This is a genomic window from Pseudomonas sp. PDM19 (assembly GCF_014852215.1).
GTDB lineage: Bacteria > Pseudomonadota > Gammaproteobacteria > Pseudomonadales > Pseudomonadaceae > Pseudomonas.
Map to the genome: position 1 here is coordinate 275,964 of NZ_JACVBG010000005.1, position 17,385 is coordinate 293,348.

The 17,385-nt window shown below is 66.9% G+C and carries 17 protein-coding genes and 1 other RNA gene; 7 read left to right on the plus strand and 11 right to left on the minus strand.

Features of this window, described 5'->3' with window-relative positions:
• Window positions 1-253: 253 nt before the first annotated feature.
• From gcvP to IB273_RS27685, 4 genes are all read right to left on the minus strand, one after another.
• On the minus strand, window positions 254-3,130 hold the full coding sequence (gene gcvP, locus IB273_RS27670; RefSeq protein WP_192225508.1) for an aminomethyl-transferring glycine dehydrogenase: 2,877 nt from the start codon (window positions 3,128-3,130) through the stop codon (window positions 254-256).
• A gap of 76 nt (window positions 3,131-3,206) precedes the next feature.
• Window positions 3,207-3,596 (minus strand): glycine cleavage system protein GcvH, encoded by a 390-nt coding sequence (gene gcvH / locus IB273_RS27675; RefSeq protein WP_045213109.1) that lies wholly within the window; start codon window positions 3,594-3,596, stop codon window positions 3,207-3,209.
• A gap of 67 nt (window positions 3,597-3,663) precedes the next feature.
• The gene (gcvT, locus tag IB273_RS27680) at window positions 3,664-4,746 is read right to left on the minus strand and encodes a glycine cleavage system aminomethyltransferase GcvT (RefSeq protein WP_192225509.1); all 1,083 of its coding nucleotides are present in this window, start codon (window positions 4,744-4,746) and stop codon (window positions 3,664-3,666) included.
• 112 nt (window positions 4,747-4,858) lie between these two features.
• Entirely contained in the window at window positions 4,859-6,478 is a 1,620-nt protein-coding gene (locus tag IB273_RS27685; protein ID WP_192225510.1) for an ABC transporter permease, read from the minus strand.
• A gap of 173 nt (window positions 6,479-6,651) precedes the next feature.
• Here IB273_RS27685 and IB273_RS27690 point away from each other — a divergent pair, with 173 nt between their 5' ends.
• Complete coding sequence (locus IB273_RS27690) at window positions 6,652-6,990, plus strand: hypothetical protein (protein WP_081519536.1); 339 nt, start codon at window positions 6,652-6,654, stop codon at window positions 6,988-6,990.
• A gap of 15 nt (window positions 6,991-7,005) precedes the next feature.
• Here IB273_RS27690 and IB273_RS27695 read toward each other — a convergent pair whose 3' ends face one another.
• The 6 genes from IB273_RS27695 to IB273_RS27720 form a co-directional block, all read right to left on the minus strand.
• Window positions 7,006-8,007, minus strand: a complete 1,002-nt coding sequence (locus IB273_RS27695) for a Fe(3+) ABC transporter substrate-binding protein (protein WP_081519535.1) — start codon at window positions 8,005-8,007, stop codon at window positions 7,006-7,008.
• A gap of 120 nt (window positions 8,008-8,127) precedes the next feature.
• On the minus strand, window positions 8,128-9,345 hold the full coding sequence (locus tag IB273_RS27700; protein ID WP_151189021.1) for a 2-octaprenyl-3-methyl-6-methoxy-1,4-benzoquinol hydroxylase: 1,218 nt from the start codon (window positions 9,343-9,345) through the stop codon (window positions 8,128-8,130).
• 50 nt (window positions 9,346-9,395) lie between these two features.
• Window positions 9,396-9,878, minus strand: a complete 483-nt coding sequence (locus IB273_RS27705; RefSeq protein ID WP_081519533.1) for a DUF4442 domain-containing protein — start codon at window positions 9,876-9,878, stop codon at window positions 9,396-9,398.
• Between the two features lie 4 nt (window positions 9,879-9,882).
• Window positions 9,883-11,067, minus strand: coding sequence for a 2-octaprenyl-6-methoxyphenyl hydroxylase (gene ubiH, locus IB273_RS27710; protein WP_192225511.1), 1,185 nt, complete (start codon window positions 11,065-11,067; stop codon window positions 9,883-9,885).
• Between the two features lies 1 nt (window position 11,068).
• A complete protein-coding gene (gene pepP / locus IB273_RS27715; protein ID WP_192225512.1) occupies window positions 11,069-12,403 on the minus strand; it encodes a Xaa-Pro aminopeptidase in 1,335 nt (444 codons plus the stop codon).
• An 8-nt stretch (window positions 12,404-12,411) separates the two neighbouring features.
• Window positions 12,412-12,966 (minus strand): UPF0149 family protein, encoded by a 555-nt coding sequence (locus IB273_RS27720; protein ID WP_081519530.1) that lies wholly within the window; start codon window positions 12,964-12,966, stop codon window positions 12,412-12,414.
• 182 nt (window positions 12,967-13,148) lie between these two features.
• On the opposite strand from IB273_RS27720, the gene IB273_RS27725 reads away from it, so the two are divergent.
• The 4 genes from IB273_RS27725 to IB273_RS27740 all read left to right on the plus strand — a co-directional run bounded on the left by IB273_RS27725 (window position 13,149) and on the right by IB273_RS27740 (window position 14,533).
• Window positions 13,149-13,358, plus strand: a complete 210-nt coding sequence (locus IB273_RS27725; RefSeq protein WP_017521390.1) for a TIGR02449 family protein — start codon at window positions 13,149-13,151, stop codon at window positions 13,356-13,358.
• A complete protein-coding gene (locus IB273_RS27730) occupies window positions 13,355-13,684 on the plus strand; it encodes a cell division protein ZapA (RefSeq protein ID WP_045213134.1) in 330 nt (109 codons plus the stop codon). The genes IB273_RS27725 and IB273_RS27730 overlap by 4 nt, the downstream gene beginning before the upstream one ends.
• Window positions 13,685-13,715: 31 nt before the next feature.
• A non-coding RNA gene (gene ssrS / locus IB273_RS27735) (6S RNA) lies at window positions 13,716-13,894 on the plus strand.
• 9 nt (window positions 13,895-13,903) lie between these two features.
• The gene (locus IB273_RS27740; protein WP_151189019.1) at window positions 13,904-14,533 is read left to right on the plus strand and encodes a 5-formyltetrahydrofolate cyclo-ligase; all 630 of its coding nucleotides are present in this window, start codon (window positions 13,904-13,906) and stop codon (window positions 14,531-14,533) included.
• 24 nt (window positions 14,534-14,557) lie between these two features.
• Here IB273_RS27740 and IB273_RS31670 read toward each other — a convergent pair whose 3' ends face one another.
• Window positions 14,558-14,692, minus strand: a complete 135-nt coding sequence (locus IB273_RS31670; protein WP_128082560.1) for a hypothetical protein — start codon at window positions 14,690-14,692, stop codon at window positions 14,558-14,560.
• Window positions 14,693-15,015: 323 nt separating this feature from the next.
• Here IB273_RS31670 and IB273_RS27745 point away from each other — a divergent pair, with 323 nt between their 5' ends.
• Window positions 15,016-15,477, plus strand: coding sequence for an EVE domain-containing protein (locus tag IB273_RS27745; protein WP_138519763.1), 462 nt, complete (start codon window positions 15,016-15,018; stop codon window positions 15,475-15,477).
• A gap of 44 nt (window positions 15,478-15,521) precedes the next feature.
• Complete coding sequence (locus IB273_RS27750) at window positions 15,522-17,381, plus strand: diguanylate cyclase (RefSeq protein ID WP_081519526.1); 1,860 nt, start codon at window positions 15,522-15,524, stop codon at window positions 17,379-17,381.
• The last annotated feature ends 4 nt before the right edge of the window (window positions 17,382-17,385 follow it).

Genomic DNA, 17,385 nt, shown 5'->3' on the forward strand with positions numbered 1-17,385 from the left:
GCGTTATCCGCCGTGGCGCTTCCGGCGGATTACCCGTTCCGGGTTATCCGCCCTACGGCTCTGGGATTCGCTTCGACCTGCCCCGTCGCGTAGGAGCGAGGGGGACGCCTTCGTTATTGCTCGCGAACCCGCCCAGCGCCTGCGCCGCCGGGAACTCCATTCGCGAGCAAGCTCGCTTCTGGGAAAAGCCCAATGAAAAAGCCGCCCGAAGGCGGCTTTTTCAGTTCAGCGCACGTTCACTTCGGCGCACTGATCACTCGCGGTAGTCATCCACCGGCACGCAGGCGCAGAACAGGTTGCGGTCGCCGTAGACGTTGTCCACGCGGTTCACCGCCGGCCAGTACTTGAAGGCGCGGGTGTGCTCGGTCGGGGTCACCGCTTCGGCGATCTGGTAGGGGCGGTCCCACAGCCCGGTGACGTCCGCCAGGGTGTGCGGCGCGCGCTTGAGCGGGTTGTCCTCGGCCGGCCATTCGCCGGTCTCGACCTTGGCGATTTCCGCACGGATCGACAGCATCGCCTCGATGAAGCGGTCCAGCTCGTGCTTGGACTCGCTTTCGGTGGGCTCCACCATCAGCGTGCCGGGCACCGGGAAGGACATGGTCGGCGCGTGGAAGCCGTAGTCCATCAGGCGCTTGGCCACGTCTTCCTCGCTGATCCCGGTCTGCGCCTTGAGCGGGCGCAGGTCGAGGATGCACTCGTGGGCGACGCGCTCGTTGCGGCCACGGTAGAGCACCGGGAAGGCGCCATCGAGCTGCTGGGCCAGGTAGTTGGCATTGAGGATCGCCACTTCGGTGGCGTCGGCCAGCTGCGGGCCCATCATGGCGATGTACATCCAGCTGATCGGCAGGATGCTCGCGCTGCCCCAGGGCGCGGCGCTCACCGCGCCGTTCAGCGGGTTCGGGCCTTCGATGCGGATCACCGGGTGGTTGGCGACGAAGGGCGCGAGGTGCTTCTTCACGCCGATCGGCCCCATGCCCGGGCCGCCACCGCCGTGGGGAATGCAGAAGGTCTTGTGCAGGTTCATGTGCGACACGTCGGCGCCGATGTCCGCCGGGCGCGCCAGGCCGACCTGGGCGTTGAGGTTGGCGCCGTCCATGTAGACCTGGCCGCCGTGGCTGTGGATGACCTCGCAGATTTCGCGGATGCCTTCCTCGTACACGCCGTGGGTCGACGGGTAGGTGATCATCAGGCAGGACAGCTGCTCGCCGGCTTCGGCCGCCTTGCGCTTGAGGTCCTCCAGGTCGACGTTGCCGCCCTTGTCGCACTCGACGATGACCACGCGCATGCTCGCCATGATCGCCGAGGCCGGGTTGGTGCCGTGGGCCGAGGACGGGATCAGGCAGATGTTGCGGTGCGCATCGCCACGGCTCTCGTGGTACTTGCGGATCGCCAGCAGGCCGGCGTACTCGCCCTGGGCGCCGGAGTTGGGCTGCATGCAGATGGCGTCGAAGCCGGTGATCGCGCACAGCCAGCTTTCCAGCTCCTCGATCATCAGCCGGTAGCCCTCGGCCTGCTCGCGCGGCACGAAGGGATGCAGGCTGGCGAATTCCGGCCAGGTGATCGGGATCATCTCGCTGGTGGCGTTGAGCTTCATGGTGCAGGAGCCCAGCGGGATCATCGACTGGTTCAGCGCCAGGTCCTTGCCCTCGAGCTGGCGCAGGTAGCGCAGCATCTCGGTTTCGCTGTGGTGGCGATTGAACACCGGATGGCTCAGGTAGTCGCTGCTGCGCTGCAGGGCGGCGGGGATGCCGTCGGCAACCTTGCCGGCATCGAGCTGGGCGACGTCCAGGCCATGGCCGGCACCCAGCAGGATGTCGAACAGGCTGGCGAGGGTAGCGGCGCTGGTGGTCTCGTCCAGGCTCACGCCCAGGCGGTCTTCGCCAACGATACGCAGGTTCACGCGGGCGGCGCGGGCGCGCTCGAGGATGGCCTGCTGCTGGGCGCCGACATCCAGGGTCAGGGTGTCGAAGAAGTGCTGGTTAACCCGCTTCAGGCCCTTGGCGGCGAGGCCGGCGGCCAGCATGGAGGTCAGGCGGTGTACGCGCTGGGCGATGCGCTTGAGGCCCTGCGGGCCGTGGTACACGGCGTACAGGCTGGCGATGTTGGCCAGCAGCACCTGCGAGGTGCAGACGTTGGAGTTGGCCTTCTCGCGGCGGATGTGCTGCTCGCGGGTCTGCAGCGCCATGCGCAGCGCGGTGTTACCACGGGCGTCCTTGGACACACCGATGATGCGGCCAGGCATGGCGCGCTTGTAATCGTCGCGGCAGGCGAAGAACGCCGCGTGCGGGCCGCCGTAGCCCATGGGCACGCCGAAGCGCTGGGCGCTGCCCAGGACCACGTCGGCGCCCAGCTCGCCCGGCGGGGTGAGCAGCAGCAGCGCGAGCAGGTCGCTGGCGACGCAGGCGATGGCCTGTTGGGCGTGCAGCGCGTCGATCACCGCGCGCAGGTCACGGATTTCGCCACGGGTGTCCGGATATTGCAGCAGCGCGCCGAACACGGTGTGCTGGCCGAGGTTGTCCACCTCGTCGACCACCACGTCGAAGCCGAAGGCTTCGGCACGGGTCTGCACCACGGAGATGGTCTGCGGGTGGCAATGCACGTCGACGAAGAACAGGTTGCTCTTGGCCTTGGCCACGCGCTTGGCCAGGGCCATCGCTTCGGCGGCGGCGGTGGCCTCGTCGAGCAGCGAGGCGCTGGCGAGGTCCAGGCCGGTGAGGTCGATGGTCATCTGCTGGAAGTTCAGCAGGGATTCGAGACGACCCTGGGCGATCTCCGGCTGGTACGGGGTGTAGGCGGTGTACCAGCCCGGGTTCTCCAGCACGTTGCGCAGGATCACTGTCGGGGTCAGGGTGCCGTAGTAGCCGGTACCGATCAGGCTGGTCCACAGCTCGTTCTTGCCCGCATACCCCTTCAGCTTGGCCAGCGCGCCCTGTTCGTCGAGGGCGGTCGGCAGGTCCAGCGGCCGGTTCAGGCGAATCGCCGGCGGCACCGTCTGCACGATCAGGTCGTCGCGGTTGCCGAGCCCGAGGGTGTCGAGCATGGCTTGCTGCTCGGCGGCGTCGGGGCCCAGGTGGCGGGCGAGGAAGGCATCAGGCTGGTGCAGCTGGGAAAGCGAAGGGGTGTTCGACATGGCCACGGTCTCGAAAGGTCGGTCCGTAAAAAAGAACAGGCCCCGACGAGTCGAGGCCTGTGTTTACAGCAGTGTCTTACGCGTCGGCGTCGCTGGCAGCGCGGTAGCCGGCGGCGTCGAGGAGCTTGTCCAGCTCGGCCGGGTTGCTCGGCTTGAGCTTGAAGAACCAGGAACCGTACGGGTCGTTGTTCACTTCTTCGGGGGTGTCGGCCAGCACGTCGTTGACGGCGATGACTTCGCCGCCCACCGGGGCGTAGATGTCCGAAGCGGCTTTCACCGACTCGACGACACCGGCTTCCTGGCCGGCGGCGAGGGTCTTGCCCACTTCCGGCAGTTCGACGAAGACCACGTCGCCCAGGGCTTCCTGGGCATGGTCGGAGATGCCCACGGTCACGGTACCGTCGGCTTCCAGGCGCGCCCACTCGTGGCTGGCGGCGTAACGCAGGTCGGCGGGGATATTGCTCATCTTGTTGTTCCTCGAGGACTGGGCGACGGGCGGCGATGCCGCCCTCTTCTAAGTTAGATCATGCAATTTAGATCAGGGCTTTGCCATGACGCACGAAATTCGGCTGAACGACGCGAACCGGGTACCACTTGCCACGGATTTCCACTTCGGCGCGGTCACCGGTGGCCGCCGGCACGCGGGCCAGGGCGATGGACTTGCCGAGCGTGGGGGAGAAACTTCCGCTGGTGATCTCGCCGTCGCCGACGCCGGCAACGCGAACCACCTGGTGGGCGCGCAGCACGCCGCGCTCCTCCAGCACCAGGCCGACCAGCTTGGGCGCATCACCGGCAGCCTTCTGCGCTTCCAGGGCTTTGCGGCCGATGAAGTCGCGGTCTTCGGGTTCCCAGGCAATGGTCCAGCCCATGTTGGCGGCCAGCGGGGTGACGTCTTCGTCCATGTCCTGGCCGTAGAGGTTCATCCCGGCTTCCAGGCGCAGGGTATCGCGTGCGCCCAGGCCCGCCGGGGAGATACCGGCGCCGACCAGGTCGTTGAGGAAGCCTTGCGCCTCAACGGCCGGCAGCATGATTTCCAGGCCGTCTTCGCCGGTATAGCCGGTGCGGGCGATGAACCAGTCACCGTCGGCCTTGCCCTGGAAGGGCTTGAGTTCGCGGATCAGCGCGGCGCGCGAGGGGGTGACCAGTTCGGCGGTCTTGTCGCGGGCGTTGGGGCCCTGCACGGCGAGCATCGCGAGGTCCGCGCGCTCGGTCAGGGTGACGTCGAAGCCTTCGGTGTGGGCCTGCATCCAGGCCATGTCCTTGTCGCGGGTGGAGGCGTTGACCACCACGCGATAGCCGTACACGCCGAGGTAGACGATCAGGTCGTCGACCACCCCGCCGCGTTCGTTGAGCATGCCGCTGTACAGCGCCTTGCCCGGAACCTGCAGTCGTTCGACGTCGTTGGCCAGGAGTCGCTGCAGGTATTCCTTGGCCTGCGGACCGGTGACGTCGACCACGGTCATGTGGGAAACGTCGAACACGCCGCAATCGCGACGTACCTGGTGGTGCTCTTCGACTTGCGAACCGTAGTGCAACGGCATGTCCCAACCGCCGAAATCGACGATCTTGGCGCCGAGGGCGACGTGCAAATCATAGAGCGGCGTGCGCTGTCCCATGGGTGTTCTCCTTCCGGGCGAGGCGGGTGCGGAGCGCGAGTACGGCCCGCACGAAACGCGCGCATTGTAGTCGCATGGCAGGACTCTGGACAGCTTGTCCGACGGCCGATTCTCAGGGCCGCGAAGAACCGCTCTGGCGCGCGGAGCGACGGATCAGGCCGATCACCGGGAACAGGCCCACCAGCACCAGCGTCAGCGCAGGCAGCGCCGCGCGCGCCCACTCGCCCTCGCTGGTCATCTCGAAAACGCGCACGGCCAGGGTGTCCCAGCCGAACGGGCGCATGAGCAAGGTCGCCGGCATCTCCTTGAGGACGTCGACGAACACCAGCAGCGCAGCGCTCAGCGCACCCGGCAGCAGCAGCGGCAGATAGACGCGCAGGAACAGGCCGGCGCCGCCGACACCCAGGCTGCGGGACGCTTCCGGTAACGACGGGCGAATCCTGGCGAGCGCGCCTTCCAGCGGGTTGTAGGCAACCGCCATGAAACGGATCAGGTAGGCCACCAGCAACGCCCCGAGACTGCCCAGCAGCAGCGGCTTGCCGGCGCCGCCCAGGGCGCCGGAGAGCGGGATCACCGCGTGATTGTCCAGCCAGCTGAAGGCCAGCATGATCGCCACCGCCAGCACCGAGCCGGGCAGCGCATAGCCGAGGTTGGAAATACCCACCGCCGAGCGCACCGCCGGCGTCGGCGACAGGCGCCGGGCGAAAGCCAGCAGCAGCGCCACGGCCACCGTCAGTACCGCCGCGAAGCCGCCCAGGTAGAGGCTGTGCAGGATCAGGCCCCAGTAGCGCTCATCGAGGTCGAAGCGACCCTTCTGCCAGACCCAGACCACCAGCTGCAGCACCGGGATGACGAAGGCGCAGGCGAACACCAGCAGGCACCAGGCGCTGGCGGCGAAGGCCTTCCAGCCGTGCAGCCGGTACAGCGCCGCGCCGCGCGGACGCTCGTTGGGCACGCTGCTGCGGCCACGGCTGTAGCGCTCGCCGAGCAGCACCAGCATGACGAACAGCAACAGCAGGCTGGCCAGCTGGGTGGCGCTGGAGAGACTGTAGAAGCCGTACCAGGTCTTGTAGACAGCCGTGGTGAAGGTATCGAAGTTGAACACCGACACAGTGCCGAAATCCGCCAGGGTCTCCATGATCGCCAGCGCCAGCCCGGCGCCGATGGCCGGCCGGGCCATCGGCAGGGCGACGCGCCAGAAGGCCGCCAGCGGCGACAACCCGAGCACCCGCGCCGCTTCCATGAGCCCGCGTCCCTGGGCGAGGAAGGCGGTTCGCGCGAGCAGGTAGACATACGGATAGAAGACCAGCACCAGCACCGTGATCACGCCGCCGGTGGAGCGTACGCGGGGCAGCCGCAGGCCGCTGCCGAACCACTCGCGCAGCAGCGTCTGCACGGGGCCGGAGAAGTCCAGCAGACCGACGAAGACAAACGCCAGCACATAGGCAGGCACCGCGAAGGGCAACATCAGCGCCCAGTCCAGCCAGCGCCGGCCGGGGAATTCGCAGAGGCTGGTGAGCCAGGCCAGGCTGACGCCCAGCACGGTCACGCCAACGCCCACGCCGGCCACCAGCACCAGGGTATTGCCCAGCAGGCGCGTCATCTGGGTTTCCCACAGGTGCGACCAGATTTCGCGGTCGATCTGGGCCCAGCTCAGCAGCAGGACGCTGATGGGCAGCAGGACCAGGGCGGCTACGGCGAAAGTGATGGGGTACCAGCGGTTGGCGCGCATGCGTTGGGTGTTTCCAGAACATCAGGGGGTCGTGGGAAGTGCCGCCGGGCTGCCGTCGGAAATTTCCCTCATTGAAATCGAATTCGCCCGATCCTCACCTGGCAGGGATAAAGCGCAAGGTACAGCGGTCGAATCGGCCACTCTGCCACCGCCGTCCCCAAGGAAAAAGTCCCATGTCGTCACTCTGCCGCCTGTCCGGCCTGCTGCTGTTGCCGCTCTGCAGCCTGGCCCTGGCCGACGAACCCACCCCTGTCGAATCCTGCCTGGCCATGGCCATCGGCAAGGTCGCCGCGGACCCGCAGCTGCAGGAGCGCTGGCAGCAGACCTGGATCGAGCCAGGCTCGATCCGCGAGGAAGCCTATGAAGGCTCGGTCGACGGTCAGACGGCGAGCAAGCGGCTGGTCGCGCAACTGCGTCGGGGCGAGCAGTCCGACGGCGAATTCATCTGCCTGCTGAGCGGCGAGGGCAAGGCACTCTCCGTCAGCCATTCGGACGATGCCGGCGCCCGTTGAGGCGCCGGATTCCGGTCAGTTCCAGCCGGCGCGATCCATCAGCTTGATCGCTTCGGCCTGACGCTTGCCGGCGATTTCCACCGGGATGCTGTCGGCCTTGAACTCACCCCAGGCCGCCACTTCCTGCGACGGCGCCACTTTCGGGTTGGCCGGGAATTCCTGGTTGATGCCGGCGAACAGCGACTGGGCGTCCGGCCCGGTCATCCACTCCACCAGCTTCTTCGCGGCTTCCGGGTGCGGCGCGTGCTTGGTCAGGCCGATGCCCGACAGGTTGACGTGCACGCCACGGTCGCCCTGGTTCGGCCAGAACAGCTTCACCGGCAGCTGCGGATTGTCCTTGTGCATACGGCCGTAGTAGTAGGTGTTGACGATGCCGACGTCGCACTGGCCGGCGGCGATGGCCTGCAGCAGCGCGTTGTCGTCGGAGAACACGTCGGTCGCCAGGTTGTTCACCCAGCCCTTGAGGATTTCCTCGGTCTTTTCGGCGCCATGGGTCTCGATCAGGGTCGCGGTCAACGACTGGTTGTAGACCTTCTTCGCGGTGCGCAGGCACAGGCGGCCTTCCCACTTCGCATCGGCCAGCTCTTCGTAGGTCGACAGTTCCTCGGGCTTCACCCGCTGGGTCGAATAGGCGATGGTCCGTGCGCGCAGCGACAGGCCGGTCCAGCTGTCGGTGCCGGAGCGATACTGCGGCGGGATGTTGGCATCCAGGGTCGGCGAATCGAAAGGCTGCAGGATGCCCATCTTCTCGGCCTGCCAGAGGTTCCCGGCATCCACGGTGAGCAGCAGGTCGGCCGGGGTGTTGGCGCCTTCGGCCTTGATCCGCGCCATCAGCGGCGCTTCCTTGTCGGTGATGAACTTGATCTTCACCCCGGTCTTCTCGGTGTAGGCGTCGAACACCGGCTTGATCAGCTCGTCGATGCGCGAGGAGTAGACCACCACTTCGTCGGCGGCCTGGGCGGTGCTACCGAGGGCGGCCAGCAGGAGGGTGGCGAGAAGACCTTTGCGCGCGAGCATGGGCGTGTCCTTTACGGGAAAGATATCCCTCAAATGATAAGGAACCTCATTTGCTAACGAGCCGCGCGTTTGTGTCGGGGTGTTTCGATGGGGTGCGGTTTGGGGTCGCGGGCGCCCTGATCACACCCGCGCCAGATTCGGCAAGTCCCCCGACAGCCCCAGCGCCTGGCGCACGAACACGCCCTTGGCCTCATGGTGCTTGTCCACCAGGCGCAGCCCGGCGTTGCGCAACCAGCGCACCGCCAGCGGGTCGGCCTGGAACAGGCGCTGGAAGCCTTCCATCGCCGCCATCATCGCCAGGTTGTGCGGCATACGGCGACGTTCGTAGCGGCTCAGCACACGTTCCTCGGCAATGTTCTCGCCACGGGCGTGGGCATGCTCGATCACCTCGGCGAGCACCGCGGCATCCAGGAAGCCCAGGTTCACGCCCTGCCCGGCCAGCGGGTGGATGGTGTGCGCGGCGTCGCCGATCAGCACCAGCCCCGGCTCCACGTAGCGCTTGGCGTGGCGCTGGCGCAGCGGGATGCACAGGCGGCGGTCGGCATGCTCGATGGCGCCCAGGCGCTGCTCGAAGGCGAGGCCCAGAGCCTTGCAGAAGCCTTCGTCGTCCAGCGCCATGAGCTTTTCCGCCTGCTCCGGGGTGGTCGACCAGACGATCGAGCACCAGTGTGCGTCGCCTTCCTTCGCCAGCGGCAGGAAGGCCAGCGGGCCGTCGTCGGTGAAACGCTGCCAGGCGGTGGCCTGGTGCGGCTTCTCACAGCGCACGCTGGTGACGATGGCGTGGTGCAGGTAATCCCACTCGCGGGTGGCGCAGCCGGCCAGGCGGCGTACCGCGGAGTTGGCGCCGTCGGCGGCAACCACCAGGGGTGTACGGATTTCGCGGCCGTCGGAAAGGCTCAGCAGCCAGTCGTCGCCGGAGTGGCGCAGCTGCTCCAGGCGCGCATTGGGCAGCAGGCCGAGGGCGGAGTCATGCAGACGCTCCAGCAGGGCGTCCTGTACCACGCGGTTTTCGACGATGTGGCCGAGCATCTCGGCATGCACGCTGGCGGCGCTGAAGTGGATCTGCCCGGTCCCCGAGCCGTCCCACACCTGCATCTCGCAGTAGGGCTCGGCGCGCCGTGCGGCGATGCCGTCCCAGGCATGCAGGCGCTGGAGGATGCGCCGGCTGGCCTCGGACAGCGCACTGACGCGCGGTTCGAAGGGCGCTTCGCGGTCGAACGGCTTGACGCTCAGCGGCGAGCCGTCGAGCAGCAGGATATCCAGCCCGCTGCCTTCCAGGGCCAGGGCCAGCGCGCTGCCGACCATTCCCGCCCCGACGATAACCAGATCCGCGTGCATGTGCGTTCCTTCTTCAGCGGCCCGCGCAGCACCTGCGCGGGCATCGAAATTCAAGCGGCCTGCCGCGCGCGCGGCTTGAGCCGGACGTACAGGGTCTTCTGCACCCGCGCCACCAGGGTGCCTTCGCCGTCACGCACTTCGGCGTGCAGGCGCGGCAGGTATTTCTCGCCCGTGGCGGTCTGCTCGCGGATGTCGTCGAGCAGGTGCTGGTCGATACGGAAATCGGCATACACCGGCCCTTTGCCGGGGCTGACGAATTCGATGTTGGCCGCCTTGTCCCAGACGATGTAGTCGCGCCCCAGGTTCTCCATCAGCATCAGCATGAAGAACGGGTCGGTCATGCTGTACAGGCTGCCGCCGAACTGCGTGCCGACGTAATTGCGGTTGAACAGGTTCAGGCCCATCTTCACGCGGATCTCGCGGAAATCCGCGCTGATGTGGCGCACTCGCACTCCGGCGCCGAGGTAAGGCGGGTAGAGGTTCAGGCCAATGCGCAGCAGGCGGGCGCGGTGCGGACTCTTGCGTGCTTGCATCGACTCAGACCGGTCGGGCGCCCAGGCCCATGGCCTGGCGGGCGAACCAGCGCTTGGCCGGTGGCAGCAGGTCGAGGCCGAGCAGGCCGATGTTGCGGCCGGTGGCCAGCAACGGCTGGGCATTGGAGAACAGGCGGGTGACGCGGTCGGAGAAACCGACAGTCATCTGCTGGTCCAGGCGCTGGCCATCCAGGTAGCGCTGCAGCACGGCGAAATCGCCCGGCGCGGCCTCTTCCTGCAACAGGCAATCGCTCAGGGCCTTGGCATCGCGCAGCGACAGGTTGAAGCCCTGCCCGGCAATCGGGTGCAGGCTGTGGGCGGCATTGCCCAGCACGACGAGGTGCGGGCGAATCTGCTCGTCGGCCTCGGTCAGGCTCAGCGGGTAGCCATAGCGCACGCCAACCTGGCGCAAGGTGCCCAGGCGATAGCCAAAGGCGTCCTGCAGTTCGGCCAGGAAGGCCGCGTCGGACAGCTCGCGCAGGCGCTCGGCGTCACGGCCGTTACGGGTCCAGACCAGCGCGCAGCGGTTTTCCGGTAGCGGCAGCAGGGCCAGCGGGCCGTTTTCGGTGAAGCGTTCGAAGGCCTGCCCGCGATGGGCCTCGGACGGGCTGATGTTGGCGATCAGCGCGGTCTGCCCGTAGGACGAGGAGCGCACGTTGATGCCCAGCTGCTCGCGCAGCCCGGAGCGGCCGCCGTCGGCCAGCACGGCGAGGTCGCAGTCGAGCTGCGAGTCGTCGTCCAGGGTCAGGCGGTAGCCGTCGCCCAGTGCATCCATCCGGCGCACTTCGGCCGGGCAGCGCCAGCTCACCACTTCCGGATCGAGCGCATGCCACAGGCACTGGCCGAGCCAGGCGTTCTCCACCACGTAGCCGAGAGCGGGAACGCCCTCTTCCACCGCCGTCAGGCGCGCGGCGCCGAAGCGGCCGCGGTCGGAGACGTGGATCTGGGTGATGGGTTCGGCGCGCTGCGATATCTGTTGCCAGAGCCCCAGGCGCTCGTAGATCTGCCGGCTGCCGAAGGACAGCGCCGAGGAACGCGCGTCATAGCTGGGCTGGTAGGCATCGCCGGGGGCGAAGGGCTCGATCAGCACGATCTGCCAGCCACGCGCGCGGGCGCCGGCCTGGAGGATCAGTGCAAGGCTTGCGCCGACGAGTCCGCCACCGATGATGGCCAGTTGCGTACGTTGCATGTCAGGCGGCCTGGGCCTTGGCCTCGGCCATCAGCGCTTCGATCTCGGCGACGGTTTTCGGCACGCCATTGGTCAGCACTTCGCAGCCGGTCTTGGTCACGACCACATCGTCCTCGATGCGCACGCCGATGCCGCGCCACTTCTTCGGCACGTCGGTGTTGTCCGGGGAGATGTAGATGCCCGGCTCGACGGTCATCGCCATGCCCGGTTCGAGCACGCGCCATTCGCCGCCGACGCGGTACTCGCCGACATCGTGCACGTCCATGCCCAGCCAGTGGCCGGCACGGTGCATGTAGAAGGCCTTGTAGGCTTCGCGCTCGATCAGCTCGTCGACGTCGCCCTTGAGCAGGCCCAGCTCCACCAGGCCAGCGGTGATGACCCGCACGGTGGCCTCGTGGGCTTCGTTCCAGTGGCGGCCCGGAGCGATGTAGCCGAAGGCCGCCATGTTGGCATCCAGCACCAGCTGGTAGATGGCCTTCTGCTCGGGGCTGAAGGTGCCGCTGGCGGGGAAGGTGCGGGTGATGTCGCTGGCGTAGCAGTCGATCTCGCAGCCGGCGTCAATCAGGATCAGGTCGCCGTCCTTGATCTGCGCGTCGTTCTCCCGGTAGTGCAGGATGCAGGCGTTGCGGCCGGTGGCGACGATGGAGCCGTAGGCCGGCATCTTCGCGCCGCCCAGGCGGAAGGCGTATTCCAGCTCGGCTTCCAGGTGGAACTCGTAGAGGCCCGGACGGCAGGCCTGCATGGCGCGGATGTGCGCACCGGCGGAGACTTCCGCGGCATAGCGCATCACCTTCACCTCGCCGGCGCTCTTGTACAGGCGCTGGTCGTGCAGCAGGTGGTCGAGGGCGACGAACTCGTTCGGCGGCTGCGCACCCTGGCGCGCCTTGGAGCGGATCACGTTGATCCAGTCCATCAGCCGGCGGTCGAATTCCTGGTTGGCGCCCAGCGCGTAGTACACGCGGTCGCGGCCCTCGATCAGGCCGGGAAGGATGTCGTCGATATCGCCGATGGGGAAGGCGTCGTCGGCGCCAAAGGTGCCGATGGCACCGTCCTGGCCGGCGCGCAGGCCGTCCCAGAGTTCACGCTCCGGATCGCGCTCGCGGCAGAACAGCACGTACTCGCCATGCTCGCGGCCGGGGATCAGCGCCATCACCGCTTCCGGCTCGGGGAAGCCGGTGAGGTACTGGAAATCGCTGTCCTGGCGGTAGACGTGCTCGACGTCGCGGTTGCGGATGTACATCGGCGCCGCCGGGAGAATGGCGATGCTGTTGGGTTCCATCTGCGCCATCAGCGCCTTGCGACGACGGGCGTATTCCGACTTGGCGATACGGATCATGCGCGACCTCAATGCAGGGAGGGTTTCTCGGCCGGTGCCGGCACCTTGCCGAATTCGGAGAACAGCAGCAGCGGGGCGACGCGCAGGTACTCCTGCACTTCCATGTAGTCGGCCTCGCCGTCTTCGGATTCTTCCAGCTGGCCGCCGACCTGGGCGATGGCGGCGATGTCCTGCAGCACTTCGTCGGCTTCGTCGGACAGGCTGGGGGAACGCAGCGCCAGGCCGAAGCCGGCGAGGAAGCCCTGGCACCACTGGCCCAGGGCCACGGCGCGCTCGGCCAGCGGCGCATCGTCATTGGGCAGCATCAGCACCACGGCCATCTCGCCCTGGCTGAAATCCTGCTGGACCATGCCCAGCAGGCCGCCCAAGGCCGCGCCCAGGCGCTCGCCCGGCTCGCCGCCGAGCAGTTCACCGGCGGCCTGCAGCCATTCGCCCTGGTCGAAACCAGACCCGGCGCAGACGCGGCCGAGCAGGTGGCCGTGCAGTTCGGCGGGGGAAATGGGCAGGGCGGCCTCGGCGAGCAGGGCGGCGAAGGCGGTATAGGCGGAGCTGGAAGTGGACATGATCGAACCCGGGTGACGGCTAGGCGCCATCAGGCGCCGCGCATAGAATATGGTCCGTTATCCTAGCACCGGCGCACACCGCAAGACCATGTGACGACGCGCCGGGCAGCCGTGCGTTGACCCACCCCCACGGCAGTCCTATATAGTTCTCGATTACTTAAGCAACTCCCAAGCGAGAGCCCATGGAAGACGCCGACCTGCACGCGCTGATCGCCAAGTTCGACCTGCTGCTCCAGCGCCTGGAACAGCTAAAGGCCGAGAACCGGCTGCTGCGGGCGAACGAGAAAAGCTGGCGGGAAGAACGCGCCCATCTGATCGAGAAGAACGATTTGGCTCGGCAGAAGGTCGAAGCGATGATTTTGCGTCTTAAAGCCCTGGAGCAGGACTCATGAGCCAGTCGAATACCCTGAACGTCCAAATCCTCGACAAGGAGTACTGCATCGCGTGCCCTGCGGACGAGCGCGTCAACCTGGAAAGCGCCGCGCGCTATCTGGACAGCAAGATGCGCGAGATCCGTTCCAGCGGCAAAGTGATAGGTGCCGACCGTGTCGCGGTGATGGCGGCCCTGAACATCACCCACGACCTGCTGCACAAGCAGGAGCGCGTCGAGCACGACAGCGGCTCCACCCGTGAGCGCGTGCGCGAACTGCTCGAGCGCGTGGATCGCGCCCTGACCACAGACACCCCTACCACCGATAAAGACCAGGGTGAAGTCTGACCAGGGAAATTTCCTTGGGGTATAATCGCCTCGCTCCCTGGTGTGTTTGCCAGTCGGTGATGTCCCTGAGCCGATAATTGCAACAACGGGGGTTGCCAGTTGGGCTGGTGTGCATGTCCGCACGACGGAAAGCCTTAAAGCCTACTGCAACCACCACCTTGAACTCTCGGGTTCAAGGGCTAACCCGACAGCGGCATGTCCGGGGAGCTTTACCCTTCCATGATTCACTCCGATGGTCTTTCCCGCCCTGTCCTGCGCCGCCAGCTGCGCCAGGCCAGACGCGCGCTCACTCCCCTTCAGCAACGCCTCGCCGCCCAGGCCCTGTATCGCCAGCTCGCGCAGCATCCGCTGTTCCGCCGGGCGAAGCACATTGCCCTGTACTTGCCGGCTGACGGCGAAATCGACCCGCGCCCGTTGATGAAGGCTGCGCAGAAGCGCGGCAAGGCGACCTACCTGCCGGTGCTCTCCGACTGGCCGCGCACGCACATGACCTTTCAGCAGGTAGGCATCGGCGAGCGCTGGGTACGCAACCGCTTCAACATCGCCGAACCGCAGGCCGACCGCGGGCGCCAGCGCCCCGCCTGGGCGCTGGACCTGCTGCTGCTACCGCTGGTCGGTTTTGACCCGCAGGGCGGCCGCCTGGGGATGGGCAAGGGCTTTTACGACCGGACCCTGGCCTACCTGGGCATGCGCAAAAATTGGCAGAAACCGACGCTATTGGGCCTGGCGCACGAGTGCCAGAAGGTCGACAAGCTGGAGCTGGCGAGCTGGGATGTGCCACTGATGGGCATAGTGACGGACGGCGGCTGGTATGGCCGTCTCGCGACGGCATCGCGTTCCTTGCGATAACCGTGGCGGCAGCAATCCCCTGGATCAGGGCTGCTGGGTGACCTGCACCGGGGCGTTGCCCTGGCGTTGTTCCCACAGGCTCTGGGTGTAACCGGTAGTGACGACACCCAGACCGAAAAGTATTACCAACACCCACAAAAGATCAGGCTTGCGTTTCATCGATTGCCTCCCCCTTCCAGGCAAACTGTCAACGATGGCCGGCGGTGGTTTTTTTATCCGTCCGGCAGGCCAAGCTAAAAACGGCGGCATTCTCCGACAATGAAAAGCTTCTCGCAATTCTGACGCCAACCGATCGTCGGAGGAGCAGTCGCCCCCAAAACTTCCGGCACTTTCAGGCAATGTTCATGCCGGTATTCCTACATCTTCTTCCTACAATTTGTTTCCGGCGAGCCGGCAGCTTGTCGCAGGGAAACGCCTGCCCACCTACCCTTAGCCAAATCAGAAAAGATCATTACCCGCCACGCACAAGGAGACCCTCGCGGATGGCACGCGCTTACTGGCTGATGAAATCCGAGCCCGACGAACTCTCGATCCACGACCTGCAGCGCCTGAAAACCGCGCGCTGGGACGGCGTGCGCAATTACCAGGCACGCAACTTCATGCGCAGCATGCAGCCGGGCGACCTGTTCTTCTTCTACCACTCCAGTTGCCCCGAGCCGGGCATCGCCGGCATCGCGCAGATCGACGGCGAGCCCTACCCCGACCCGACCGCGCTCGACCCGAAAAGCCACTATCACGACCCCAAGGCCAGCGACGAGAAGAACCCCTGGACGGCCCGCGACGTGAGCTTCGTCGAGGCCTTTCGCTCGGTGCTGCCGCTGGGCACGCTCAAGGCGCAGGCTGGATTGGAAGAATTGCCCCTGGTGCAAAAGGGCAGCCGCCTGTCGGTGATGCCGGTCACTGCCGAACAGTGGGCGATCGTCGTCGGCCTGGCGCACAAGTAGAGGCACTGTGCTATTAGGTTACTGAAGCCCCCGGAATTCGCCGCATGCACCGCCTTCAGTCCTCACTAGCTTCCTACCTCGGGCTTGGCGGTCTGCTCTGCGTGCTCCTGCTTGCCAGTGCCTGGCTGGGTGAAGAACTGGCGAGCAGCGAGCGGCAGCGCGTACAGGAGCGCCTGACCTACCAGGGGCGCAGCCTCGCGCACCAGCTGGAAGCCAACCTCCACGAGCAGGTCCAGGGCCTGGACCTGCTCGCCCAGCTGTGGACCCACCACGGCCGCATGCCCCGCGCGGAATGGGAGCTGGACGCGCGCTTCTACGTGCGCAGCTTCCCCGGCTACCAGTCGATCCAGTGGGCCGACCCGGAGCTGCGTATCCGCTGGCTGGAGCCCCTGCAGGGCAACGAGGCGGCGCTGAACTTCCGGCTTTCCCCGCAGCACCCCAACTACGCGACGGCGATGTCCGCCCGCGACAGCGGCAAGCCACGCCTGAGCGACAGCGTGGAGCTGGTCCAGGGCGGGCGCGGCTTCGTGCTCTACACCCCGGTTTACCTGCGCGATGCCAACAACCAGCTGCAGTTCGACGGCTTCATGCAGGGCGTCTTCCGCGTCGGCCCGCTGATGGACAACCTGCTCAGGCAAGCGGACAACCACCTGTTCAGCGTGCGCCTGCTCGAGCACGGCCGGCCACTCTACGTGCGCGACCAGCCCGCCGGCGATGCCGAACAGACCCTGCAGGTGCCGCTACGACTGCTCAACAACCGCAGCTTCGAGCTGGAGCTCAGCCCCACTCCGGCTCTCGTGCAATCACTGTCCACGCCGTTGCCGATGGTGGTGTTCGGCAGCGGCGTGGCCATCAGCCTGCTGCTGGTGGCGGCGCTGTTCCTCGCCCGCGAGAACGCCCGCCGAGCCACCGCGCTGAGCGCCAGCAACCAGTTGCTCAGCCAGGAAGCGGAGCAACGCCAGTCGGTGGAAGCACATCTGCGCGACAGCCGCGAACGGCTACAACTGGCGCTGGACCTCACCGACTCCAGCCGTGACGCGCTGTTCATCTTCGACCTGCAACAGCGCGAGCTGCTGCACATGAACCGCGCCACCTACAACGGCCTGGGCTACAGCGCCGAGGAGTTCCGCCACCTGCTGCGCGATGACCCGGAGCGGCTGATCCCCGGCTTCCACGCCTGGCTCCAGCTGGTGCAGCAGGCGCATCGGTTGAACCTGTCGATGATCTTCCAGCGCGAGATGCAGCGCCGCGACGGCAGCCTGCAGCCGGCGGAGATCAACACCCAGCTGATCCACCAGGGCGACCGCGACTACCTGATCGCCGTGGCCCGCGACAACAGCGAGCGCCTGCAACTGGAAGCGCAGCTGCACAAGCTCTCGCAGCAGGACGGCCTCACCGGCCTGTTCAACCGCCGCTATTTCGACCGCCAGCTGCAGAGCGAATGGCGCCGCCTGCGCCGCGCCGACGCGCCGCTGGCGGTACTGATGCTCGACGTCGACCATTTCAAGCGCTTCAACGACTGCCTCGGCCACCTGGCCGGCGACGATGCGCTACGGCGCCTCGCCAGCTGCCTGCAGGAGTGCCTGCAACGCGAAGGCGATGTGGCTTGCCGGTATGGTGGCGAAGAGTTCGTCATCATCCTCACCGACACCGGGCTGGAAGGCGCCAGTCATGTCGCCGCGCGCGTCCACCAGCGCGTGGCCCAGATGGGCATCGCGCACCCGTCCGCTGAGCTGGGACGACTGACCGTGAGTATCGGCCTGGCCATCGCCACGCCGGGGCAGGACGCCGAGCCGGATCAGTTGATCGCCCAGGCTGACCAGGCGCTCTACGCGGCCAAGCACAAGGGCCGCAACCAGACGTGCGTGTGGCCGGTGGATATGGCCGAGCGCACGCTTTCCTGACCCC